Genomic DNA, 22,684 nt, shown 5'->3' on the forward strand with positions numbered 1-22,684 from the left:
ATTAATTGATGAAGGCGGCTGTTTTTGATAACTCAGGGACACTTATAAGAAGGTACAGGGCCCTTAAAAACCTGAAAACCGGTGAAATATGTGACAGGATGAATTCTCTTGATATTGTGGATTACAGGGACAGAAGGGCCCTCGTTGTGCTTCAGACTGACCCCGCAACATGTATAGTTAATGCAAAACCTGACCAGACCATCCATGAGTTCATAAAGAGGAATAATATAGATTTCGATGTCAGCTACGCCAACACAGCGGTTACCTCTGATGAGATCATGGATATCCTCAGTGGTGACCCTGCAACTGTCAGGGACATACAGGACACCATAGATGCCGTTTCCAGGAGGGACTACAACATACAGATATGCAGTGGATCCGGCTTCATAGTCAACGTTGACAGAAACATGGTTGACTTCACAATAACTGCAGGTGGAAAACTCTTCCCTGAGGTCCCTGAGGTTGTGGATGAACTCAAAGAGAGAAACATCCATATATACATTGCCTCGGGGGACCGCCGGGGGTCACTGAGGGAACTTGCAAGGATCATCAGGATACCTGAGGAAAACGTCTTTGACACCGCCGACACCGAGAGGAAGGCAGAGATAATCCAGGAGCTGAAGCGAAGGTACAGCAGGGTCATGATGGTGGGTAACGGCCTTAACGATATCCTTGCATTGAGGGAGGCTGACGTGGGGGTTCTGACACTCCAGCAGAGGGAACCTGTTCCTCAGAGGCTGATTGATGCTGCTGACCATGTTGTTGATAACATAAGGGAGGTTCTGGATATAGAATTCTAAGGTTTTAGGTTCTGGATATAGAATTCTAAAGTTCTAGGTTCTGGATATATTCTGAAATATGGGGGGCTGATATTGAGTGAACTGTGCATTGTGCAGGTGAATGACACCCACGGATACCTCAAATCCCACCCGGAACTCTTCTGGGAGGGCAGAGACATAAGGTATGAGACCCTGGGGGGCTACCACCACATAGCAGGCCTTGTGGATGAGATGCGTGAAGAGGGACCCACACTACTCCTTGACTGTGGTGACACCATACACGGCACATACCATGCCGTGAAGAGCGAGGGTGCCGCCCTTATCCCTATCCTCAATGAAATGAGCTTTGATGCAATGACAGCCCACTGGGAGTTCGCTTATGGACCCAGAAGATTCATGGAAATATCTGAAAAACTGAATCACCCGGTTCTTGCAATAAACTGCTACCATGAGGGGACAGAACGCCTTGCTTTTAGACCATATGAGATAGTGGAGAGGGGTGACCTCCAGGTGGGTGTTGTGGGGATAGCATCCAATATAGTGGATAAGGTGATGCCCCCACGGTTCAGTGAGGGCCTTGAGTTCACCCTTGGACGTGATGAGCTCCCATACTGGATAGAGAGGCTCCGTGACGGGGAGAGGGTCGACCTCGTGGTGGTCATATCACATCTGGGGTTCCCCCAGGAGTGCCAGCTGGCGGCGGATGTTGATGGCATAGACGTGCTTCTGAGCGCCCACACCCACAACAGGCTTGAGAGGCCCTTCATTGTCAATGACACCATCATAATACAGTCAGGGTGCCACGGCTCATTCATTGGACGCCTTGACCTTGAGGTTGATGGTGGTGTCCGGAAATTCAAACACGAACTTGTAAGGGTCAGGGGGCCGTCAAATGAGGATGTTGAGGAGATGGTCATGAGGGCGGCTGATGTGGACAGGGACTACCTTGAGGCCACCGTGGGTTCAACCAGGACTCACCTCAACAGGTACACCATACTGGAGTCAACCATGGACAACCTTCTCCTCAGGGCAATAATGGATGTGGGTGACTCTGAACTTGCATTCTCCAATGGATGGCGCTACGGTGCCCCGGTACCCCCTGGGGATATCCGGGTTGAGGACCTCTGGAACATGATCCCTGTTAATCCCCCGGTATCCCGTGTTGAACTTCTGGGGAGGGAGATCCTGGAGATGATGGAGGAGAACATTGAGCTCACATTCTCCAGGGACCCCTACAGGCAGATGGGTGGCTACCTCAAGAGGTGCCTGGGCCTTGAGATCTACTTCAAGATAGAGAACCCTCCAGGTAGCAGGATACAGAAGATATTCGTGAATGGAAAGCCCCTTGAGCCGGATAGAACCTACAGTGCAGTTTATGTAACCAGTCAGGGTGTGCCATCACGGTACGGTGAGAACCACGAGGAGATGGACATAAGGGCCGTTGACGCGCTCAGGGAGTACGTTGAGAAGAACAGCCCGGTTGATGCCCAACTCGATGGGAGGATAACGCCAGTATGATTGTCCTCATGCGAGGAATACCCTTTGAATATTGTACTGAAGCCATTAGGGATAGCACTGTATGACTTTCTTCAACTGTAATTGTGAACCGGGGTGATCATGATGGGTGATGAGAGGATTTGCCGTGTGGTCTTCCACCTTGATGAGGATGACGATGAGAGGGTTTTGCTGCTCCTTGCCAATGTGAGGAACCTGATGGCAGACATTCAGAATGTTGAAATTGAGGTTGTGGCATACTCAAAGGGTGTCAGTGCCCTCATGAGGGACTCAGAGTACTCAGATATGATCGGTGAGCTCATTGATGATGGTGTCAGATTCGCTGCCTGTTCCAACACCATGAAGGCGCTGGGTATAACCTCAGGAGACCTTGTTGATGGTGTTGATGCAGTATCATCGGGCGTGGGTGAGATTGTGAGAAAACAGACAGATGGATGGGCCTATATAAGGCCCTGATATCCTGGAGGAACCCAAATATCCCCGTGGCGTGCGTCACTGATTTCATGCCTATATAAGGCCCCGATATCTAGAGGAACCTCTTGAGGATCATGATTGCATAGGCAATGGAGCTGTACTCTGGTGTGAATGGTGTCATCAGGAGTGCCACAATTGCTGCAAATGGCATCAGGAGGTTCCTCTTAAGTGACCTAAGGTACTGGTCCCTTTCAACATCCATGAGCCCATTCTTATACGCATAGAACCAGCTTGCAGATAGGAGAAGACCTATCATCAGCATGTTAACATGGAATATGACATTGGATGTTACAAATCCACTATAGTCTCCTGTGAGTTCCGTTGAGAAGGGCACCATGGCCACGAACATCAGCCAGAATATATTTATCCACAGGAAACCCGTGTCAACCTCCTTCAGGCTTTCAAATTGCATGTGGTTAACCCGCCAGAAAATCCCGAGGAGGAGGAAGCTTAAGCAGTAGATGTAGATCCTGGGGGCGAGGAGTGTGAGGTATGAAGCCATTGAGGACTCTGTTATGATCCCCTCTGGCACCTCAATACCGAGAACAAGGAGTGTCATCGCAATGGCAAATATTCCATCCACAAGGCCCTCAATTCTGTTCTTCTTCATGTTTCATGCCTCAATAAAATGATTCCAGGAGTCTCCTGCTTTTTATGACTCCCTCATAGTTATTCAGTTCTATAACCCCGCGGTCTATCCCCCGGAGGAGTTCAAGGTCAACTGTACCCTCCCCCAGGGGGAGGTGCTGGTCCCTTTCACCGTTGTTGTCGCTCAGGTGGTGGTGGGCTATTCTTTCCATCCTGAGGAAATCCTCCATGAACCCTGTGGTGTTTGCATGGCCCACATCCACAGTCACGTATGATCCACATTCCTCTGAGAATTCTTCAAGCTCACGGGGGCTGTTGCAGAGGTATGAGAATCTGCCTGGCATGTTCTCAACTGAGAACTTTACCGATGAATCCTCTGCATGGGCCACGCAGTTTCTAAGTGTTTCGGCCGCGAATTTAAGGGCAGCGTTTCTTATCCGCTCCTCCCTCCTGTGCACAAGGCCGGGATGTGTTGTTACGGTCGTTGCCCCTATCCTTGCTGCGAGTTCCACCGTCTCCATCATCTGCTTTTCTGTCTCCTCCCTCACGCCCTGGTTCATGCTGCCAGGGTTCAGGTCTATGGTGGGGGCGTGGAGGAGTATCTCAAGGTCAAAGGATTCAAAGACCTCCAGTGCTGCCCCGTCTTCAAGGAGCCTCCGGGGCCAGTAGGGTCCCTCACAGAGTATCTCAATGAGCTGGAAGCCGTCCTCCTCTGCTTTCTCCAGGATGTTCTCCATTGGTTCCATGAAAAGTGCCAGGGTTGAAAATCCAAGCCTCATATAGATCCCGGTTGATTTTCTATTCAGCCGGCCTTATGAGTGTTTCCATTCCCTCTGAAAATGAAAGATACTTATAGGTGCCTGGATCTGCAGGTCCCTGCGGTGTTAAGACGTCTAAAGTGCCCCTGACCATTGGCTGGATGTGAAGGGCGTTCCTCGCTTGATAATGTGTGGTGATCAGAACCGTTTCAGTGTTACCAGACCTTACCTTCATCGTACCACCAAAAAGTATATATAAAACAGGATATATCAGAAAATTGATATATCACTTTCTGGAGATGTCCTGATGTGTGCAGAAAATGGCCCCCATGGAGAGGGGGGACAGTTCGATGAGAAGATAATAAAGAGTTTCATGAGGGGATTCGGAAAAACAATGATCCTCTGGATGATAAGCAGGGAAAAAATCCATGGATACGAGATAATGCGAAGACTTGAGAAGTTCTACTCAATCAAGGGGATGCACTGCCAGGAGATCAAACCACCCGGTCCAAGCGTCATCTACCCAATACTCCACGACCTGGAGAAGAAGGGACTCATAAGGGGTTCATGGGAGATGCACGGGGAGAAGAGGGTCAAGTACTACGAGATAACCCCACTGGGCAATGAAACCATAGAGAGGATCCGTGATATAATGAAAAACCACATCTCAAGGATATGGGAGGACTTCTGGAACGACATGTTCCCATGTGAGAGGGAGGAGGAAGAATGAAATACGCCATAGAGACCTACGACCTCACAAAGGTCTACGGGGACTTCAAAGCCGTTGACAGCCTTAACATGAAGATAGAGAAGAACTCCATCTTCGGATTCCTGGGGCCCAACGGGGCAGGTAAGACCACAACCATAAAGATGCTCACCTGCCTCATACCACCAAGTTCAGGTACAGCCCGTGTCGCCGGATACGATATACTGGAGAACCCCGACGAGGTGAGACAGCAGATAGGCATGGTCCCCCAGAAGGTCAGCCTCTACGAGGACCTCACAGCAAGGGAGAACGTGGAGATGTGCGCAGACTTCTACGGGATGCCAGAGGACCTCAAGGAAACAAGGATCGATGAACTCATGGAGCTGGTCGACATAAAGTACGCGGCAGATAAACCCGTTGGACAGATGTCAGGGGGACAGCAGCAGAAGGTTTCACTGGTTGCAAGCCTGATACACCAGCCAGACATACTGTTCCTTGACGAACCAACCATAGGGCTGGACCCGACAACAAAGAGGGTGCTATGGGACCTCATCGAGGAACTGAACAGCAGCGGTCACACCATCATACTCTGCTCCCATGACATGTACGAGGTTGAACTCCTCTGCGACTACGTGGGTATAATAAATCAGGGTGTACTTGCGGCCTTTGACACGCCCCAGGGCCTCAAGGACACCGTTATAAGGGAGGAGGAATCCCTCAAGGCACAGGAGATTGGCACCATACTTGAGAGGATACAGGAGGAGACCCCTGAATCCGAAAAAAGGGTCATTGAGGAAATGAAAAAATCCGGGACCTGCACCGGTAAGGAGCTCAGCATGCTGATCACCGACCTCAGTGATGAACTCATAGCTGAACTTGAATCCCTCCCGGTTACACTGGAGGTTAAAAGGCACCACACCGGCAGGATAATACTTGAACTGGATGAGAGCTGTGACACTGCCATAAATGATGTCCTCGGGGCAGTTATAAGGAACAATGCCAGGATCAGCTCAATTTCAACCAGGGACCCCTCACTCGAGGACGTTTTTATGAAGGTTACAGGGAGGTAACCGGTATGGAAATGAAGAAGGTAATGTGGATGCTCAAGAAGGACCTCATAGTCCTCTGGAGGCACAAACCCCGCCTCATATCAATCATACTGTTCCCCATACTCATGATAACCCTCTTCGGTTACGGTATGGGTGGTACACTGGAGAACATACCCGTGGTTATAGTTGAGCAGAGCAGCGGACCCCTCACAGACCAGACCGTCGCTGCAATGAGAAACATGAGCCTCTATGATATAAAGGATATCATGAAGGACCCTGAAACCGCAAGGGACATGGTGGATGCAGGGGAGGTCAAAGCGGCAATAATACTCCCCCCCAACTATGACAACCTCACAGACGAACCCACCGTGGTCATGTACCTTGACTCCTCTGACCAGCTGGCAAGCCAGGCCCTGGTACCTGCAACCCAGGCACTGTTCAGCAGGCTTTCAGGTGAAATAGCGGTTCAGAAAATGCAGAGCCCCACAGTGAACATTCAGAACCAGAATTCAACCCCCGGGGAGACGGGCTTTCAGAGCATCGTGAGCACAATAAACTTCCAGGTTGACAGAATCTACGGGGACGTCAAGTACATGGATTTCCTGGTGCCCGCGGTACTTGCAATGACCATAATGTTCTCCTGCATGTTCGGTATGGGACAGTCAATTGCAGGTGAAAGGGAGAGGGGAGAACTCGCACGTCTCTTCATGACCCCCACAAGCGTATCAACAGTGGTTGGGGGTAAAATAATCTCAAAACTGGTTATAGAAAGTGGAAGAGCATTCCTGCTGCTCTGTGTGGCCATGGTGCTCTTCGGAATAAAGATCAATGGTAGCATGCTCCTTACGGTCCTTCTACTTGTACTCACTGCACTCTGCTTTGTTGGATTTGGAATAATGATATCGGCGAGGGTGGGAACCCAGGAGGACTACATGCAGATGGTGATGCCCTTTGCAATGCCCATGATGTTCGTATCAGGAGTCTTCTACCCCATTGAGACCATGCCATGGGTGTTCCAGAAGCTGGCATACGTGGTGCCCCTCACCTATGCCAACGACGCTCTGAGGTCAGTGATGCTGAAGGGTGCTGGTGTCGGGGACATCTGGCTTGACCTGGCCGTGCTTGTGGGATTCACACTCCTGTTCTTTGCAATGGGGGTTACCAGGTTTAACAGGGACATTTAGGTGGTAATGCAATAAATTTCAGGTGGTAATATGATGAGGAAAGGTTTAATTGCGGCACTTATAATCATTGGGATGGTTTTAAGCCCTGTATCAGCTGCAGACTGGCCCCTCTTCCATGGGGACCAGCAGCGCACAGGTTTCTCTGAGGAGCCAAGTGACTTCTCAGCGAGGACATGGTATCTCTCCATCGGCGGGATAAAGTCATCACCCGCAATATTCAACAAGGTGGCCTACATCGGCTCAGTCGATGGTAGGGTTTATGCGGTGAACCTCGAGACCGGTTCAGTTGTCTGGAGCTACCGGACAGGAGGTGCGGTTGTATCATCCCCCGCGGTGGTCAATGGTACCCTTTATGTGGGTTCAGGGGACGGATACCTCTATGCAATAGACACAGACACCGGTGACCTCGAATGGAAATTCAAAACAGGTAACAGGATAGAGTCATCCCCTGCAGTGAGCGGGGGTACCGTATATGTGGGGTCAGATGACTGCAGGCTCTACGCGGTTGATGCAGATGACGGGTCAAAAAAGTGGGAGTTCTATGCCGGGGAGGCTGTTAAATCATCACCACTTGTGGTGAACGGAACCGTCTACTTTGGATCATGCAACGGTAATGTCTATGCCCTATCAGAGTCCGATGGAAAGGAGAAGTGGAGCTACACAACCGGTGACCAGGTCATCTCATCACCGGCCTTCTGGAACGGGACCATCTACGTGGGTTCAGATGACGGGAACATGTATGCCCTATCAGAGTCCGATGGAAGCGCGGTCTGGAGGTACAGCCTCGGTGATAGAGTCAGGTCAACACCCGCCATTGACACAGAGGAGAACAGCCTCTTTGCTGGATGCGATGACGGCAACGTGACCTCACTTGATACAAGGACAGGTACCCTGAAATGGTCATTCAAAACAGGTGGGGCCGTGAGATCATCACCAGCCATCTTCGAGAACATGGTGGCTGTGGGCTCAGATGACGGGGCACTTCACATCCTCAACAAGTACACAGGAAAGGAGGAGTGGAGCTACTCACCGGGTTACTACCTTTTCAACTCACCTGCAAGTTCATCACCCGTCGTCTACGGCAAGACCATCTACTTTGCAACCGAAAATGGCTACATCTATGCCCTTGACTCCAAGAAGAAGGAGGGTCCCACCTCACCATTCGCATACTATGTGGTTGTGATAATCATAGCCATCATAGGGGCTGGAGCTGTGATAAGAAGGGTTGCTGGAAGATAAACTCTTCTTTTTTATTAAAAATGAAGGTGAATGTATGTTCAGGACACTCATAATCTATGAGAGCACCTATGGAGCCACAGAGGAGGCTGCATCAGCCATTGGGAGGATACTCGGCCCCTCAAGGTGCTGCACCACCGGCGAGTTTCAGGAAGGTTACAGGGAATTTGATTTCTTCGTTATTGGTTCCGGGGTTTACAGGGGCCGTTTACACGACAGGATAACTGATTTTATAAAGAAAAATTCCTGGCTTCGTGATAAACCCGTGGCGATCTTCTCAGTTTCCCTGGACCGGGATGATGGCAGAAGGGCTCTCAGTGAGGCTGAAAAACTTCTTGGGGGCGCTGTCCATTCAGCCACCATTGGTGGGCGCATGATCCTTGACAGACTCTCTGATGGGGATCTTGAGGATCTCAGGAGGTTTTCCGAGGTTGCTGGAATTGAAATTAAGGATTCTGACCTCTTTGATATCTCAGAGGTGATTGAAGTCGCCCTTGATCTTAAAGAGATCAGGGACACGCTTATGACCGGCATTGATGGGGATAAACTCCGTGAATCCATTGATGAGTTTCTGAGGTCCCATAACACATGTGTCCTTGCAACCTGCCATGACAGCTGCCCAAGGGCAACACCACTTGAATACGTGTATGACGGTGAGTCCATATACGTGATCAGTGAGGGTGGGGAGAAATTCGCTGGTATCCTTGAGAACAGTAACGCATCTGTTGCAGTTTACGAGGACTACACATCCATGAGCAACCTTGCAGGGATGCAGATAACCGGTGCCGTGGAGATACTGGATGAAGAGGAATCAGAGAGGATCTATAATCTAAGGGGCCTCGATCCTGAGGCCATGAGAAATCTCCCCGTGGATATGAACGTCATAAAGATCTCCATCCACAGGGTTGAGTTCCTAAACAGCAGGTTCAGGGAGGCCTCATCGGGCGCAAAACAGGTGCTCTGGTTTAAATAGAAGGCCTGAAAAATTTTATGAAATCCTAGAATTGTGCTAAACTCTAAAAAAAGTTTTATGGAATGCCTAGAGCATTCCATTGTTGTATTTATCCAGCATACTCATCCACTGGAGGACTTTCTGCTGATCCTTTTTGCTGAGGCTGCTCCAGCTTGATGCGTCATGGGTTGCGAGGAAAGCATCTGCCTGGGCGATCACGCTGAGAACCTGTGGGGAAGCATAGGCTCCGTTGAGTATATTCAGTTTTGCTGCAAGTAGCTGTGCATATAGCTTGTTTATTCCATTGGATGCTGAACCATTGAAGCTGAGGATTCTCACAGCCTGTTCAGCGGTGGTGACAAGTACACTCCTATCTCCACCGGCAGTTCCAAGCCATAGACCCGTGCCAAGGAGTGGTGTGACAGCATCCCTGTTGTTCCCATTGAAACCTGCGTGGGTCTTCCAGTAACCTATTGTCAGTGTACCGTAGGGGCTCCTCACATATACATCAACCAGCCATGAGTCTGATCCCCCAGTGCTGGTATCACATGTTACAAATGATGCCCCATTAACCTCTGTGTAAGCTCCAGGTGCATTGTAGGGTCCATAGGTCACAGAATAGTTGAATGTGTAGGTTTCTCCGGGCATTATGTCACTGCCCACACTGATGATTCCCAGGCAGCCCCATCTGTCGTCGGATACAGTTACAGATTCATCAACAAGTTCTGAAGGATCAGCGAATGTCACATCAGCCGTTGCGGTGTACTCTGTAGATCCCCCAATCTCTGAACTGTCCAGGTAATGGTCATGGTTCTGCTGAACCACCGTTGCGGTGTTAACCCTTGAAGAACCATCGGGGAGGTGTCCCATGTAGTTTAGGACAAGTGTCCCGCCTGGTTCAAGTACATAGGGGAAGGTTGCGCCGGTTAAATTCATCATAAGTCCCGGTGATACGGTATCGGAGACAGAGTTGATTACAGCGGCGATGGGTGCAGGGTTGAACACTGAGATGGTGCCTCCCACCATCCAGTCACTGTCTGTTCCAGTATCAACTGAAATGTTAACCGTGTATTTCACGGTTACCGTGTCCCCCATATTCACGGTGACCTCTGTTAAGTCGGCCTCCTTGCTGATGTTCCATGTGTAGGTCCTAGTGTATGATGTTGTGGCATTCTTGGAGACCATCAGCTCATATACATTAACGCGGACGGATGCACTGGCACTCTGACCGGTTTCCCTTATCGTGGCCGTGTTGTTGTATGTTCCGGCCCCGCTGAACCTCCTGGTGTAGGTAACTGATCCTGAATCGTTAAAGAGCCATGACTCTCCACTGGTGTCATCAACATGTACGCACTCATTCACAGTCACCGGTACCGCAGCTAGTGCTGCAGTCGCTGATGGTGCCGGTCCAAAGGGTATTCCAAGGCGTCCTGAATGGTTTGTGATTGTAACATTAGCTGTTACCTTGTAGTTGCCCCCTGGGTGTACCTGTGCCGGTGTGAGGTAAATCCTGTATGGGTATGTACCTGTTTCCCCTGGATCAAGAACAGGATTAGCTGATATATCCAGTGGATAAGTGCCTATAAGGTCATTTGGTGGTGGTATACCATCCCTAAGCTCCAGTATAACCGAGAGATTCTCTGTGGAAACACCCCCACCATTGTGTACAGTCACATTACCCTCAATCCATGCCCTGTCTGTTGGGTTTTCTCTCTCAACACCTACTGTGTACTCTGAAGTGGCAGAGTCTCCCTTAAAGATGTCCCAGCTATCGGGTGTGACGTTCTTGTGAATCTGCCATGTGTATTCCCGCACATAGCTTGTGTCTGCCGTGACACTTGCTGTGAGCGTTGTCCCGGACTGACCTCCGCTTTCTGCGGAGGATGTACCTGTGAGGACCAACACTAAAAGAAGTGTCAGCAAACCTACCGGTCCAATGAACCGGGAGGCCCTGAATTTCCTATTCATTCATCCCCCCTCCTTTTCAGAAAAAAATAATTTCCAGTCCCCTCAATTTAAAGTATTGAGGAGTGGTTCTCTGTATGTGGACGATGCCATAAATAGTTTGGTGAAATACTGAAAAACCTTGAAAAAATAATCACAATCTCCAGAATATATGAATAAATTATTACAATCCTGTGAAAATTAGATATTACATTGAGGGTTTAGGTGAAATGGTATGAATACCATCTGGTATTTCTGATAAAGTATTATGGGGTTAAGTGAGAAGGCAATGACTGTTCTGAATCCCCTGATAAAGAGTAAAGGTGCTGAAAATTCAGTGCATATAAAATATAAAAGAATGGAAACCTGTGGCTTCCATCTTTTATATCCCTAATCCTTTCTGAGCTGGATTTCTATTGCTGAAACATTGGTAGCGGTTCCCTCGTTACCAATGATCTCCTCTGTACATATGTCGATGTTCTCTATCTGTATGTCTGGTATGAAACGGTTCCTCACAATCTCTGCAACGTCAACAGCCCGACTTATAGCTCTTCCACGGGCTTTAAGGATCACTTCACTGGTTCCACCGTTCATCTGAGTCACTACGGCCAGAACATAGTTCATTACAGGCTTGTTTCCGATGTATACTACATTCTCCTCTGACATCACTTAACCTCCAAGAGTGTCTGTAATAAAGATAGAAACCCTGGATTATATAAAGTTTGTGATATACTAATTAAAAAATTTAATAACAAATCCTGGACCTGACCGCTTCAAGTATACTACCGCCGGTTACACAGGCGCCCCTGAACCCTGCAGTGAGGGCGGAGCCATGCATAACATCAATTAGAGGTACCCCCAGTGATTGTGAAAACCTTGTCTCTGCAACTCCACCGAGTATGACCTCAGGTTCATTCCTGATAAGCGCATCCTCCAGCTCATAGAGATCAGCCCCAACCAGGACCTCCGACCTCACGCCAGTTCCAGAGAGGTTCTCAAGTGTGTAGTCACCAATCATGTCCATTGCCACCAGAGCAGGTTTCATTCCAAGTTCAGTTACAAATTCAGCCAGTGCAACGGCCCTTGTGGGTCCTGAAACTATACCCACCCTCACACCCCCAAGTTCAGATCTCAGACGATCCATTTCCTCAGCGTATTCACCTATTTCATCCTGGATCGGGTAATCAATGCTGAGGTGGTCAAGTATCCCCTCATAAAACCTGAGTGTGTTTGAAAATCCCAGGGGAATGGGGTGGTGGATGAAGGGAATGCCGAATTTCTCCTCGAGAAACCTGCAGGGATCTATCCCTGATACATCACAGAATGAATAATTCAGATGGGCGGACGCAATCCTCTCAATGTCACTGACTGTGCTTCCTGATGTGAGTACACAGTTCACAGAAACACCCATACCGCCAAGGGTATTCACAATATGGTTGAGGTCGGGCCCGCCCCTGAATTCCCCTATGATGTTTATTGATGGTTCAGCTGATGGTTTCACATCAGCTGAAAGGGACTCGATGAGTGCCATCATAACATCAAGGTATCCTTCACCCTGGTTTGACTCAAAGCCCCCTGCACTGATGGCTATGATTTGAGAGTCAATTTTACCCCTAACCTCCGCCACAGCCCTCCCTAGATCCTCACCTATTATGCTTGTTGCACAGGAGCTCATAACAGCTATGAGGTCCGGTTTAAGGGTTCTGTCAGCATCAACTATGGCCTTCTTGAGTTTATCGGTGGCTCCGAATACCACATCTGATTCAGAGAGCTCTGTTGATAGAACCCTTATCCTCTTACCTCCCCTAGCCGTCAGAAGGTAACCAGTGTGGTATGCGCAGCCCCTGGGGCCGTGGATGAGTGGTACAGCATTGCGGATGCCTGAAACAGCCCTTACGGCCCCGAAGAGTTTGCATGTTGATACTGGTTCCATCGGTACACCTATTTGAGGCTCAGGATCTTGTTGATTGCATCGAGGACCGCCTCCACACTTGCCATTACTATATCCTCCCTGGTGGATCTTCCTGTTGCCTTGTTGCCCTCGGCGTCGCTCATGACAACGAATACCTCTGCAAGGGCATTGGTACCGCCTGTTATTGCCTCTATATTGTATTCATCAAGTTCTATATCTGCTGTTTCACTTACAAGGCTCTGTATGGCATTTATGGCCGCATCCACAGGCCCCACCCCTGTCATTGATGTTGTCTTGATCTCATCTCCGATCCTCAGCTTCACGGTGGCCGTTGGCATCACACTCTCACCTGTCATCACCGCTATACCCTCCAGCTTCACGATCTCCCTTGTTGCCTTTCCAAGGATTGTGACTGCCATTGCCCTGAGATCTGCATCTGTGATCCTTTTTCCCTTATCTCCAAGTCTTTTGACCTGTTCATATAGTGTGCAGAACTGGTCCTCGTTCATATCTATACCGTATTCCTGAAGCTTCGATCTGAGGGCGTTGGCCCCAGTGTGCTTGCCGAGGACTATCCTCCTCTTGTGGCCAACCATCTCAGGGGTTATGGGTTCATAGGTTTCTGCCTTCTCAAGAACCCCGTGGACGTGTATGCCTGCCTCATGTGCAAAGGCGTTTTCACCCACGATTGCCTTGTTGGGGGGCATCCTTACCCCTGTTATCTTTGATACGAATTCTGAGATGTTCACAAGTTCAGTTGTCTTTATGGTGATGGGAAGGTCATAGCGGGTTATGAGGGCCATTACAACCTCCTCGAGGGCAGCGTTTCCTGCCCTTTCACCGAGTCCATTTATGGTTGCATGTACCTGTGATGCACCGGCCTCTACCGCCGCAAGGGAGTTTGCAACTGCCAGTCCAAAGTCATTGTGACAGTGGACGCTTATTTGTGTTTTAATCTCATCCCTGAGGCCCCTTATGAGGTGGTTCATCGCCCTGGGTATCATCACCCCAACCGTGTCTGGAACATTTATCATATCTGCGCCTGCATCCTCTGCAGCCCTATATACCTCCACAAGGTAATCAAATTCAGTTCTTGTGGCGTCCTCGGCAGAGAATTCCACGCTCAGCCCATGTTCAACCGCATATTCCACCCCGAATACTGCCCTGTCTATTATCTCCTCAGGGGACATTTTGAGCTTGTACTTCCTGTGGAGAGGGGATGTCCCTATGAAGGTGTGTATGTAGTCAGCGCCGCAGTCAATAACAGCGTCTATGTCCTCCCTGAGCACCCTTGCCAAACCACAGGTATTCGCATCAAGGTCCAGGTCAACTATCCTCCTTACGGAGTCCATCTCCCCTGGGGAGGCTGCAGGGAACCCTGCCTCTATTGTGTCAACTCCAAGGGAGTCCAGTTTCCTTGCTATGCATATCTTCTCATCCACCGTGAGCGCCACTCCAGGTGTCTGCTCACCGTCCCTGAGTGTTGTGTCAAATATCCTAACCGTCTCAGGTAGCTTCATTTCCGGTTTAACCTCTTCTATGTACATTTATAATTCCCCGTGGTCTGGCCTTTTATCATGATCTATATGCTGCCACAATTAAAAGCTTTTACACCGCAGATCCGGTTATAAGTTATAAGTTATAACTTAAAAGTCAGGGAAAGCCGTCTGTCCCTGGATAAAGGGGTCCGGATATAATTATTAAACAGCCATGCTGAGACTCAAAAAGTTCCTGAGGCCCGGTGCAAGACCAAGTATGAATATCACAAGTTTAAGGAGATCTGAGTCCCCGGGGTCCTCAACATACCTGTCAATGGCATAGAGCGCCGCCACTATGACCGCTATCTTGAGGGGGAACATCACAAGGGCCGTGCCGGTGAGGGCCGTGAATGCCGATGGCAGAACATGCTGCTCAGCATAACCATAGAGGTCAACCGCAACGTAGGTTGAGGATGCATCAAAAAGGTGTGCGCATATCACGTAAAGGTTCATCCTCTCCCTTAGAAGTTCCCATTTAATGCTTATTATATAGAAAAGGACTGCTGATGCCAGGAATACTCCCAGTACAGAGAAAAAGGGTATGGGATTAATGTTCTGCATGCTTATGATGTTTGGTATGGAAAGAATCGCCCCTGTAGCGAATACAAGCTTTCTGTAATCCCATCCATAAATTTTCTCAAGTTTAACCGAGATGAGAAGCGTTGCTATTGCCGTGAGTCCCACGAGGATATATATGCCAGGTGTCACAAGGAGATGGGTGAGGGGGTAGATCCCATTATCAACAAGGGCCCTCGCACCTGACCCGAGAAATATGAAGGGAAGCAGCGGTACCAGGAGTTCCCGGGGACTCTTTTTAAGCCACCTGAACATTCTGAGTATGACGAGAACAACAGCCCCGAGTACAATGCCAAAAACGACTGTGTTGAGGGGTGTGTAGCCCGGGTGTAGGTAGAAGAAGTTGCTCTCCAGGAACTCCTGAAGCTCAGATATCATTTCTCATCCTGCCTATGAGTTTTTTATTGATTACCTCCCTCACAATCAGGGGAAGAGGTGTTCTTCTACCCTCAGGTCTGGTTTTACCCCTTCTTATGCCATCAATTATATCATCAACTGTATTTTCAGATTCCACCACCGTGAATGAACTTCCAACAGCCTCCACAAAGTGTGCATCACTTGCACCTATCTCAGGGATGCCCCTCTTTCTTGCGAATTTCCTGGCCCTCCAGTTGGAATACCCCACTATGTAGCGGGAGTTGAGGGTTTCAAGTGCATCAACACGTAGGTTTCTCTCGTTCACAAAGAGGCCCTGCCTGTACCTGACAAAGGGGTGTGGGATTATGGCAAGTGCATCCTGTGAGTGTATCTCATCCAGGGTCTCTGCAGGTGTGAGGCCCCTCTGTATTTCCTCCTGCACTCCCAGTGCCACTATGTGGCCTGCAGATGTGCTGAGCTCCACTGCAGGAACCACCGTGACCCCAAACTCTGCTGAGGCCCCCATGGCAATCAGGGACCCCTTCACTGTATTGTGGTCTGCAATCGCAACTACATCGAGGCCCACAATGGAGGCCCTTTTCAGTATATCCTGTGGCGTTCCCCTTGCATCCCCTGAGTATACGGTGTGTATGTGGGGGTCAATCCTTATCATGAAATCACCTTAACAATTGCGCTCATGTTCCCTAGACCCATCAGTGCATCACCCTGTATTCTATGCTTCCTATAAGCCCCACGGGCCCCGTCATCATGACGTCCCCTGCAGGTGCAGCATGGTGGACCCTGAGGGGTGTTTCATCGAGAATTCTTCTCTGGGGGCCCGTTGCAACAACCACCTCAGGCTCACCCACCCCTTCAAGGACATGGGCACCATGACCCCCGTCGCCATGGACCTCCTGATGGGTTATCTCCCCACGGGCGAGTTTCAGGAGGAGTTCCTCAAGTTTCTCAGGGGACAGCATTTTTGTGTGGTGCTCCATGACCCCATGTATTCTTCCATCCAGGATGCTGGCTGCCAGGGTGTGGCCGTTACCCGCATCAACAGCGACCAGCGGACCATCTGCGTCCACTGCGGGGTCAAGGAGTGCCCCTGCTATTGATGCGAACTTGGAATCCATCATAAGGATCGGGTGCTCAGCTGAACCCTCAATGGATTTCATCCTGGTGAAGTAATCGGGCACGTCGCCAAGGTATGAGAACTCCTGAGGTTTCACTGGTTCTGTGAGTTTCTCCCGGATCTTCATAAAACGGAAGTTCCTATCACCCATATCACCACCCGCACCATGGTCCTGAACAGCCACCCCCAGGAAGTCAATCTCCAGTTCAACATCAAAGTGTCCCAGGGCCCCGGCTATGGCCTCAAGATCAACATCCCCCAGCTTCACCCTCCTCAGGCCTGGGTCCCTGTCTGATATCTCTATCCCCATTGCCCTGACCCTTTCAAGGTCATCCCTGATTGTCCTTGCTGCCTCAGGGGTCATCACAACCCGGTAGCCCCTCTCAAGGTGTTCCATTATAGCCCTGCTCACGGGCCCCCCACCCATTGTCTGGCCATGAATGAAGATGTCCTCAGTGATTCCCCTGATCCTTTCTGCGATTATCCTTGTGGGTGAGGGCATTACCATTTTTATGGAATTTTCAATTCTATCAACTGTCGTGTCATGGTACATTATATCCTGGGTCCCTGCCCCCACATCGACTGCAAGTATCTTCATGTGGGAATCATATCTTCCCCCCATTTATTAACCGTTTCTTAAATGTACATATATGTACTGTAAAGTTTTAAATAGTTCTTTGAAGAGACGTTATGCATGTAAATGCTGATGATGACTTTATCATAAAATCTAAGGTGATACCATGAACAAGATTGTTCTTGACGAAAACGAAATACCAAAAAAATGGTACAACATCAACCCGGACCTGCCATCACCACTACCCGAACCCAGAAACCCTGAGGGCGGAGAGAACATAGAAAACCTCCCGAGGGTATTCTCAAGGGGTGTGCTTGAGCAGGAGATGTCAATGGAGCGCTGGATAAAGATCCCCCGTGAGGTCAGAGATGTTTACAAGATGATCGGAAGGCCCACCCCACTTTTCAGGGCAAAGGGCCTTGAGGAGATGCTTGACACCCCCGCCAGGATATACTACAAGAGGGAGGATTATTCGCCCACAGGAAGCCACAAATTGAATACTGCGATAGCACAGGCATACTATGCCCGTGAAGATGGTGCTGAAAGGCTCACAACAGAAACAGGTGCCGGACAGTGGGGAACAGCTCTCTCACTTGCATGTTCACTCATGGACCTCCAGTGCAAGGTCTACATGGTCAGGGTTTCCTTCAACCAGAAGCCCTTCAGAAAAACAATAATGCAGCTCTACGGTGGCGAGGTTGTCCCATCACCAAGTGACCATACCGAATTCGGAAAGAAAATACTCAGCGAAGACCCCGAACACCCAGGATCCCTTGGTATAGCCATATCCGAGGCAATGGAGGAAGCCCTTCAGTATGAAAACGTTTACTACTCCCTTGGAAGCGTCCTCAACCACGTTCTACTACACCAGACAGTGATAGGTCTTGAAACACAGAAGCAGCTGGAAATAGCAGGTGAAACACCTGATATCATGATAGGCTGTGTCGGAGGGGGCAGCAACTTTGGTGGGGCAGTTTTCCCATTCATAAAGGATAAAATTGATGGTAAACTCGACTGTGAATTCATAGCAGCTGAACCAAAATCATGTCCAACCCTCACCCAGGGAGAATACCGGTACGACTTCGGTGACACGGCGGGGATGACACCACTCCTCAAGATGTACACACTCGGCCACGACTTTGTACCCCCCTCCGTGCACGCAGGCGGTCTGAGGTACCATGGAATGTCGCCACAGGTTGCACTCCTTGTGAGGGAGGGCATCGTCAAGGCCAGAGCCGTTGCACAGCATGAAATATTTGAGAGCGGTGTTAAATTCGCAAAGGCCGAGGGAGTGGTCCCCGCACCAGAAACATGCCACGCCATAAGTGTTGCCATGGAGGAGGCCAGGAAGTGCAGAGAGACCGGTGAGGAAAAAACAATAGTTGTGAGCTTCTCGGGCCACGGGCTCCTGGACCTCCAGGGTTATGGGGACTATCTTGAGGGCAAAATCTAAAGGCCCATTAATCCTTCAGGAGCAGCTGGCTTAACCCGGCCTTATGTGATGTGAAGCTCAGGCTGACTTCGGCCAGTGCCCCCTATCTTCTTCTTCAATACATATAAATACCATCACAACCTACACTAGATTAGTTTATATCAATCTTTAATTTATATCAATCTCATCAAGGTGATCTGATGGACTACAGGAACATCGTTATCGGTGCCATGATCCTTATCATAGCACTGATGGTCGGTTTCAATGTTGCCCTGTACATGGGGGCCCAGGAACAGAACGTAACCCAGCTGGACTGGGCTGACAATGCAACAACAGATATGAGTTTTGCAAATGAATCCCCCGCGCCGGTCAGTACCGACAACACGAAAACAACCACAAAGAGAACCAGAACAAACATCACACCCGGTGAAGGAAACACCACAGAACCTGAAGAACCCGAACCACCGGCTCAAAATCAAACCACATAAGGAGGATCAATATTGTACAGAATAGGTGAAGCACTCATAGGAAGCGGTAACGAGGTCGCCCATATAGATCTCATCATAGGTGATAAGGAGGGAAACGCAGGGGCTGCCTTTGCAAATGGCCTCACCACCCTCTCCCTCGGCCACACACCACTTCTATCGGTTATACGGCCCAACCTCATGACAAAACCCGCGACCCTCATAGTACCCAAGGTTACGGTGAGCTGCCTTGAGGACGCCGATAAGGTTTTCGGATCAGCCCAGATAGCAGTTGCCCGTGCAGTTGCCGATGCAGTTGAGGAGGGAATAATCCCCGAGGAAAAGGTTGAGGACCTCGTGGTAATTGTCAGTGTATTCATACACCCCGAGGCAGAGGACTACCGCAAGATATACCAGTACAACTACGGGGCAACCAAACTAGCCCTCAGAAGGGCCATGGAGAACTACCCCTCAGCCAGAAAGGTCCTCAGTGAAAAGGACCGTGGAAGTCATCCCATCATGGGCTTCAGGGCAGTCAGACTCTGGAACCCCCCCTACCTGCAGGTTGCCCTTGACCTTGACAGTATGGAGGGGATGGAGAGGATCATTGACGCTCTCCCCAACAGGGAAAGGATACTCCTCGAGGCCGGAACACCGCTTGTCAAGAAGTTCGGTGTTGGTGTTGTAAGCAGGATAAGGGAGCTTCGAAGGGACGCGTTCATAATAGCCGACCTCAAAACCCTTGACGTTGGCAGGATAGAGGTTAAAATGGCTGCAGATGAGACTGCTGATGCCGTGGCCATATCAGGTCTTGGAACCGTTGAATCCATTGAGAAGGCCATCCACGAGGCCCAGAAGCAGGGCATATACTCCATACTGGACATGATGAATGTTGAAAACTTCGTTGATAAACTCAGGGGCCTCAGATACAAGCCAGACATCGTCCTCCTCCACAGAAATGTGGACCTTGAAACCCTCAGGGCAGAGCGTGGAGAGGACATTGGTGAAATGAGCGAATGGGGTAATATCAGGGAAATAAAGGATATACTCGGTCCCAGGGGCCTTGTGGCTGTTGCGGGCGGTATAACGCCCTCCAAGATGCAGGAGGCCCTTGATAGTGGCGCCGACATAATAGTGGTTGGAAGGTACATAATCGGCTCAAGGGATGTGAGGAGGGCAGCCGAGGACTTCCTGGAGCACATGCCCCAGGATCCCGACACCATGAGACTGCCCCTTGACGAGGACGAGTCAATCTAGCCAAGAAGAGGGTTGCATATGATAGTGGGTATATGTGGAAGCCCCAGGAAACAGGCCACCCATTACGTGCTTGAAAGGGCCCTTGAAACACTGGAGGATGAAGGGTTTGAAACCGAGTTCTTCACTGTGAGGGGTAAGAACATCTCACCCTGCAGGCACTGTGACTACTGCCTCAGAAACAGGGAGTGCGTGCTGAAGGACGACATGTACCCACTCTACGACCTCCTGAGGGGGGCCCACGGAATCATAATTGCAACCCCTGTCTACAATGGTGGTGTCAGCGCCCAGGTGAAGGCTATAATGGACCGCTGCCGGGCTCTGGGTGCAGAGGACTACGACTCCCTCAGGGGTAAGGTGGGTATGGGCATAGCTGTTGGTGGTGACAGGTGCGGGGGGCAGGAACCTGCCCTCATGCAGATACACACCTTCTATATCCTCAACGGGGTAATACCAGTAAGTGGGGGGTCCTTCGGAGCGAACCTTGGTGCATGTCTCTGGTCAAGGGACAGTTTGGAGGGCGTTAAGGAGGACTCCTATGGGTTAAAAACCCTTGATAAAACCCTCAAAATGTTTAAAAGGTTTCTGAATTTCCAGAACCCATAAAATTTACTTATTATCGTTACCCTCTGACCCAAAGGCTTATTTAAGGCACCGCCAGATCTATTTTTCCGGTGATTCAATGGCATCTTCAGGTACCTCCAAACTTCTAAAGGGCAGCTTCTTTATAATAATCGGCAACCTCCTTTTCAGGGTGGGTGGATACGTCTACCGGGTTCTAATGACACGTCTCCTTGGACCCGAGGGCTACGGGCTCCTGGGACTGACACTCCCATTCCAGGGTATATTCCAGATACTGGCCGCTGGGGGGCTTCCACCGGCAATAGCCAAGTATGTAGCCCAGCACCGGGCCCTCAAGGAGGATGAAATGGCCAGGCAAGTTGTTGTAACCTCACTGAAGGTCATGATATTCCTTGGTCTGACCTTCTCCCTCGTAATGTTCTTCACAGCCCCCTGGCTCGCAAACCAGTTCTTCCATAAACCAGCAGCCCAGTACCCCCTGCAGGCTGTTGCACTCATAACACCCTTCAGTGTAATAGTGGGGGCCTTCAGGGGCGCATTTCAGGGTATATACCGGATGGAGTATGTGGTGGTTACAAGGGCTGTTGAGCAGGTTTTCATGATAATCCTCGCAGTTGTCCTTGTGATGGCAGGCTTCTATGCAGCAGGGGCGGTCATGGGTACCGCAATGGGTTTTCTTGCCTCGGCCATATCCGCCATTCTGATATTTAAAAGGCTGATGAACAGCTACTTCCCACCTGCCCCCCCGGAAAAGAGGCTGACCATCAGGGAGGAGCTGGGACTTGTCAGGGTGCTTCTCTCATTTTCCATCCCCGTTATAATCACCGCCCTCTCTGAGATGGCAATATATGATATAAGTGTATTTGTGATAGGTGTGTTCATGGCAACAACCTCTGTGGGGTACTACACTGCGGCTGATCCCATTGCAAGACTCCCCCTTGTAATATCCCTCTCTGTGGCAACCGCTGTTCTTCCTGCGGCATCAGAGGCCTTCGCTCTGAAGGACAGGAGGCTCCTTGAAACCTACATTGTACAGTCATACAGGGTTGTGACTCTCCTTGTGCTCCCTATGTGTGTTGGCATAGCCGTCTTCTCAGAGCCCCTCCTTGAACTTCTATTTGGGAGCAACTTCATCTTCGGTGCTGGTGCCCTGAGCATACTGGTTGTTGGGATGAGCTTCTACACCCTTTTCATGATATCCTCAAGCATCGCCCAGGGAATAGGGTATCCCCGTCTTCCAATGTACGTGCTGGTTGCTGGAACTGTCATAAACCTTGCACTGAACGTTGTCCTCGTACCTTTACTTGGAATCGAAGGGGGAGCCCTTGCAACAACAATTGCTGCCCTTATCATAATGATCGTTATTCTCTGGAAGACCTCAGAGATAACCGGTGTGAAGCCCCCGGGCCTCTCACTTCTCAGGATAGGATTCGCATCAGGGGTTATGGGGGTCTTCATGCTGCTCCTTCCCCAGACCATAATGGGGCTCCTTCTGGCAATCCTGCTCAGTCCCCTGGTTTACGGTGCGAGCCTCCTCATTGCAGGGGGTGTTGAGAAGAGAGATGTGAGGCTTTTGAGGAAGTTTGCATCAAGGATGGGCTCCCTTTCAGGACCCGTGAACAGGGTGGCTGATTTTATGGATCGATGGGCAAGGTGATGGCATAAGAATATAAAG

Annotated in this window: 23 protein-coding genes; 13 read left to right on the top strand and 10 right to left on the bottom strand. The window is 49.9% G+C overall.

Annotation, left to right across the window (positions count from 1 at the left end; genetic code table 11):
* Positions 1 to 8 precede the first annotated feature (8 nt).
* The 3 genes from L5462_RS01325 (at position 9) to L5462_RS01335 (ending at position 2,750) form a co-directional block, all read left to right on the top strand.
* On the top strand, positions 9 to 800 hold the full coding sequence (locus L5462_RS01325; RefSeq protein ID WP_237779041.1) for an HAD family hydrolase: 792 nt from the start codon (positions 9 to 11) through the stop codon (positions 798 to 800).
* A gap of 72 nt (positions 801 to 872) precedes the next feature.
* Positions 873 to 2,297, top strand: coding sequence for a bifunctional UDP-sugar hydrolase/5'-nucleotidase (locus L5462_RS01330; protein WP_237779042.1), 1,425 nt, complete (start codon positions 873 to 875; stop codon positions 2,295 to 2,297).
* A 102-nt stretch (positions 2,298 to 2,399) separates the two neighbouring features.
* A complete protein-coding gene (locus tag L5462_RS01335) occupies positions 2,400 to 2,750 on the top strand; it encodes a DsrE family protein (protein ID WP_237779043.1) in 351 nt (116 codons plus the stop codon).
* 70 nt (positions 2,751 to 2,820) lie between these two features.
* On the opposite strand, the gene L5462_RS01340 is transcribed toward L5462_RS01335, so the two are convergent.
* Genes L5462_RS01340 through L5462_RS01350 form a run of 3 tightly spaced genes read right to left on the bottom strand, consistent with a single transcriptional unit; the run spans position 2,821 to position 4,349 of the window.
* A complete protein-coding gene (locus tag L5462_RS01340; protein WP_237779044.1) occupies positions 2,821 to 3,378 on the bottom strand; it encodes a TMEM175 family protein in 558 nt (185 codons plus the stop codon).
* A gap of 10 nt (positions 3,379 to 3,388) precedes the next feature.
* Entirely contained in the window at positions 3,389 to 4,135 is a 747-nt protein-coding gene (locus L5462_RS01345) for a sugar phosphate isomerase/epimerase (RefSeq protein WP_237779045.1), read from the bottom strand.
* A 19-nt stretch (positions 4,136 to 4,154) separates the two neighbouring features.
* Entirely contained in the window at positions 4,155 to 4,349 is a 195-nt protein-coding gene (locus L5462_RS01350; protein ID WP_237779046.1) for a hypothetical protein, read from the bottom strand.
* 72 nt (positions 4,350 to 4,421) lie between these two features.
* Between L5462_RS01350 and L5462_RS01355 the strand changes: the two genes are divergently transcribed.
* From L5462_RS01355 to L5462_RS01375, 5 genes are read left to right on the top strand one after another with little or no spacing between them, the layout of a single operon-like run.
* Positions 4,422 to 4,844 carry a PadR family transcriptional regulator gene (locus L5462_RS01355; RefSeq protein ID WP_237779047.1) on the top strand — a complete coding sequence of 141 codons (423 nt, stop codon included), beginning with the start codon at positions 4,422 to 4,424 and terminating at the stop codon, positions 4,842 to 4,844.
* Entirely contained in the window at positions 4,841 to 5,890 is a 1,050-nt protein-coding gene (locus L5462_RS01360) for an ATP-binding cassette domain-containing protein (RefSeq protein WP_237779048.1), read from the top strand. The genes L5462_RS01355 and L5462_RS01360 overlap by 4 nt, the downstream gene beginning before the upstream one ends.
* Before the next feature lie 5 nt (positions 5,891 to 5,895).
* A complete protein-coding gene (locus tag L5462_RS01365) occupies positions 5,896 to 7,053 on the top strand; it encodes an ABC transporter permease (protein ID WP_237779049.1) in 1,158 nt (385 codons plus the stop codon).
* 33 nt (positions 7,054 to 7,086) lie between these two features.
* The gene (locus tag L5462_RS01370; protein ID WP_237779050.1) at positions 7,087 to 8,292 is read left to right on the top strand and encodes a PQQ-binding-like beta-propeller repeat protein; all 1,206 of its coding nucleotides are present in this window, start codon (positions 7,087 to 7,089) and stop codon (positions 8,290 to 8,292) included.
* Between the two features lie 34 nt (positions 8,293 to 8,326).
* Complete coding sequence (locus L5462_RS01375) at positions 8,327 to 9,262, top strand: pyridoxamine 5'-phosphate oxidase family protein (protein ID WP_237779051.1); 936 nt, start codon at positions 8,327 to 8,329, stop codon at positions 9,260 to 9,262.
* A gap of 66 nt (positions 9,263 to 9,328) precedes the next feature.
* On the opposite strand, the gene L5462_RS01380 is transcribed toward L5462_RS01375, so the two are convergent.
* From L5462_RS01380 to L5462_RS01410, 7 genes are all read right to left on the bottom strand, one after another.
* The gene (locus tag L5462_RS01380) at positions 9,329 to 11,209 is read right to left on the bottom strand and encodes a hypothetical protein (RefSeq protein WP_237779052.1); all 1,881 of its coding nucleotides are present in this window, start codon (positions 11,207 to 11,209) and stop codon (positions 9,329 to 9,331) included.
* 366 nt (positions 11,210 to 11,575) lie between these two features.
* Positions 11,576 to 11,851 (bottom strand): DNA-binding protein Alba, encoded by a 276-nt coding sequence (gene albA, locus L5462_RS01385; protein WP_013294904.1) that lies wholly within the window; start codon positions 11,849 to 11,851, stop codon positions 11,576 to 11,578.
* Positions 11,852 to 11,930: 79 nt separating this feature from the next.
* The gene (locus L5462_RS01390) at positions 11,931 to 13,118 is read right to left on the bottom strand and encodes a nitrogenase component 1 (RefSeq protein WP_237779053.1); all 1,188 of its coding nucleotides are present in this window, start codon (positions 13,116 to 13,118) and stop codon (positions 11,931 to 11,933) included.
* A gap of 8 nt (positions 13,119 to 13,126) precedes the next feature.
* Positions 13,127 to 14,644 carry a 2-isopropylmalate synthase gene (locus L5462_RS01395; protein WP_237779054.1) on the bottom strand — a complete coding sequence of 506 codons (1,518 nt, stop codon included), beginning with the start codon at positions 14,642 to 14,644 and terminating at the stop codon, positions 13,127 to 13,129.
* A gap of 153 nt (positions 14,645 to 14,797) precedes the next feature.
* Positions 14,798 to 15,589 (bottom strand): DUF63 family protein, encoded by a 792-nt coding sequence (locus L5462_RS01400; protein ID WP_237779055.1) that lies wholly within the window; start codon positions 15,587 to 15,589, stop codon positions 14,798 to 14,800.
* Positions 15,579 to 16,241: a PHP domain-containing protein gene (locus L5462_RS01405; RefSeq protein WP_237779056.1), complete on the bottom strand. Its 663-nt coding sequence runs from the start codon at positions 16,239 to 16,241 to the stop codon at positions 15,579 to 15,581. Before L5462_RS01405 ends, L5462_RS01400 begins: the two co-directional genes overlap by 11 nt.
* 40 nt (positions 16,242 to 16,281) lie before the next feature.
* Entirely contained in the window at positions 16,282 to 17,301 is a 1,020-nt protein-coding gene (locus tag L5462_RS01410) for a DUF1786 domain-containing protein (RefSeq protein WP_237779057.1), read from the bottom strand.
* A 142-nt stretch (positions 17,302 to 17,443) separates the two neighbouring features.
* Between L5462_RS01410 and L5462_RS01415 the strand changes: the two genes are divergently transcribed.
* From L5462_RS01415 to L5462_RS01435, 5 genes are all read left to right on the top strand, one after another.
* Positions 17,444 to 18,730, top strand: coding sequence for a TrpB-like pyridoxal phosphate-dependent enzyme (locus tag L5462_RS01415; protein ID WP_237779058.1), 1,287 nt, complete (start codon positions 17,444 to 17,446; stop codon positions 18,728 to 18,730).
* A gap of 179 nt (positions 18,731 to 18,909) precedes the next feature.
* Positions 18,910 to 19,197, top strand: coding sequence for a hypothetical protein (locus L5462_RS01420; protein WP_237779059.1), 288 nt, complete (start codon positions 18,910 to 18,912; stop codon positions 19,195 to 19,197).
* Positions 19,198 to 19,209: 12 nt separating this feature from the next.
* Positions 19,210 to 20,430: a bifunctional 5,6,7,8-tetrahydromethanopterin hydro-lyase/3-hexulose-6-phosphate synthase gene (locus L5462_RS01425; RefSeq protein ID WP_237779060.1), complete on the top strand. Its 1,221-nt coding sequence runs from the start codon at positions 19,210 to 19,212 to the stop codon at positions 20,428 to 20,430.
* A gap of 18 nt (positions 20,431 to 20,448) precedes the next feature.
* Entirely contained in the window at positions 20,449 to 21,033 is a 585-nt protein-coding gene (locus L5462_RS01430) for a flavodoxin family protein (protein WP_237779061.1), read from the top strand.
* 76 nt (positions 21,034 to 21,109) lie between these two features.
* A complete protein-coding gene (locus tag L5462_RS01435) occupies positions 21,110 to 22,666 on the top strand; it encodes a flippase (protein ID WP_237779062.1) in 1,557 nt (518 codons plus the stop codon).
* The last annotated feature ends 18 nt before the right edge of the window (positions 22,667 to 22,684 follow it).

The sequence above is a fragment of the Methanothermobacter sp. K4 genome (assembly GCF_022014235.1).
In the GTDB taxonomy this organism is placed as follows: Archaea; Methanobacteriota; Methanobacteria; order Methanobacteriales; family Methanothermobacteraceae; genus Methanothermobacter.

Bases quoted from the DNA above. Each gene is read 5' to 3' on its own strand.
- L5462_RS01325 (WP_237779041.1), top strand. From the start codon at position 9: ATGAAGGCGGCTGTTTTTGATAACTCAGGGACACTTATAAGAAGGTAC.
- L5462_RS01335 (WP_237779043.1), top strand. From the start codon at position 2,400: ATGGGTGATGAGAGGATTTGCCGTGTGGTCTTCCACCTTGATGAGGAT.
- L5462_RS01340 (WP_237779044.1), bottom strand. From the start codon at position 3,378: ATGAAGAAGAACAGAATTGAGGGCCTTGTGGATGGAATATTTGCCATT.
- L5462_RS01345 (WP_237779045.1), bottom strand. From the start codon at position 4,135: ATGAGGCTTGGATTTTCAACCCTGGCACTTTTCATGGAACCAATGGAG.
- L5462_RS01350 (WP_237779046.1), bottom strand. From the start codon at position 4,349: ATGAAGGTAAGGTCTGGTAACACTGAAACGGTTCTGATCACCACACAT.
- L5462_RS01355 (WP_237779047.1), top strand. From the start codon at position 4,422: ATGTGTGCAGAAAATGGCCCCCATGGAGAGGGGGGACAGTTCGATGAG.
- L5462_RS01360 (WP_237779048.1), top strand. From the start codon at position 4,841: ATGAAATACGCCATAGAGACCTACGACCTCACAAAGGTCTACGGGGAC.
- L5462_RS01365 (WP_237779049.1), top strand. From the start codon at position 5,896: ATGGAAATGAAGAAGGTAATGTGGATGCTCAAGAAGGACCTCATAGTC.
- L5462_RS01370 (WP_237779050.1), top strand. From the start codon at position 7,087: ATGAGGAAAGGTTTAATTGCGGCACTTATAATCATTGGGATGGTTTTA.
- L5462_RS01375 (WP_237779051.1), top strand. From the start codon at position 8,327: ATGTTCAGGACACTCATAATCTATGAGAGCACCTATGGAGCCACAGAG.
- L5462_RS01380 (WP_237779052.1), bottom strand. From the start codon at position 11,209: ATGAATAGGAAATTCAGGGCCTCCCGGTTCATTGGACCGGTAGGTTTG.
- albA (WP_013294904.1), bottom strand. From the start codon at position 11,851: ATGTCAGAGGAGAATGTAGTATACATCGGAAACAAGCCTGTAATGAAC.
- L5462_RS01390 (WP_237779053.1), bottom strand. From the start codon at position 13,118: ATGGAACCAGTATCAACATGCAAACTCTTCGGGGCCGTAAGGGCTGTT.
- L5462_RS01395 (WP_237779054.1), bottom strand. From the start codon at position 14,644: ATGTACATAGAAGAGGTTAAACCGGAAATGAAGCTACCTGAGACGGTT.
- L5462_RS01400 (WP_237779055.1), bottom strand. From the start codon at position 15,589: ATGATATCTGAGCTTCAGGAGTTCCTGGAGAGCAACTTCTTCTACCTA.
- L5462_RS01405 (WP_237779056.1), bottom strand. From the start codon at position 16,241: ATGATAAGGATTGACCCCCACATACACACCGTATACTCAGGGGATGCA.
- L5462_RS01410 (WP_237779057.1), bottom strand. From the start codon at position 17,301: ATGAAGATACTTGCAGTCGATGTGGGGGCAGGGACCCAGGATATAATG.
- L5462_RS01415 (WP_237779058.1), top strand. From the start codon at position 17,444: ATGAACAAGATTGTTCTTGACGAAAACGAAATACCAAAAAAATGGTAC.
- L5462_RS01420 (WP_237779059.1), top strand. From the start codon at position 18,910: ATGGACTACAGGAACATCGTTATCGGTGCCATGATCCTTATCATAGCA.
- L5462_RS01430 (WP_237779061.1), top strand. From the start codon at position 20,449: ATGATAGTGGGTATATGTGGAAGCCCCAGGAAACAGGCCACCCATTAC.
- L5462_RS01435 (WP_237779062.1), top strand. From the start codon at position 21,110: ATGGCATCTTCAGGTACCTCCAAACTTCTAAAGGGCAGCTTCTTTATA.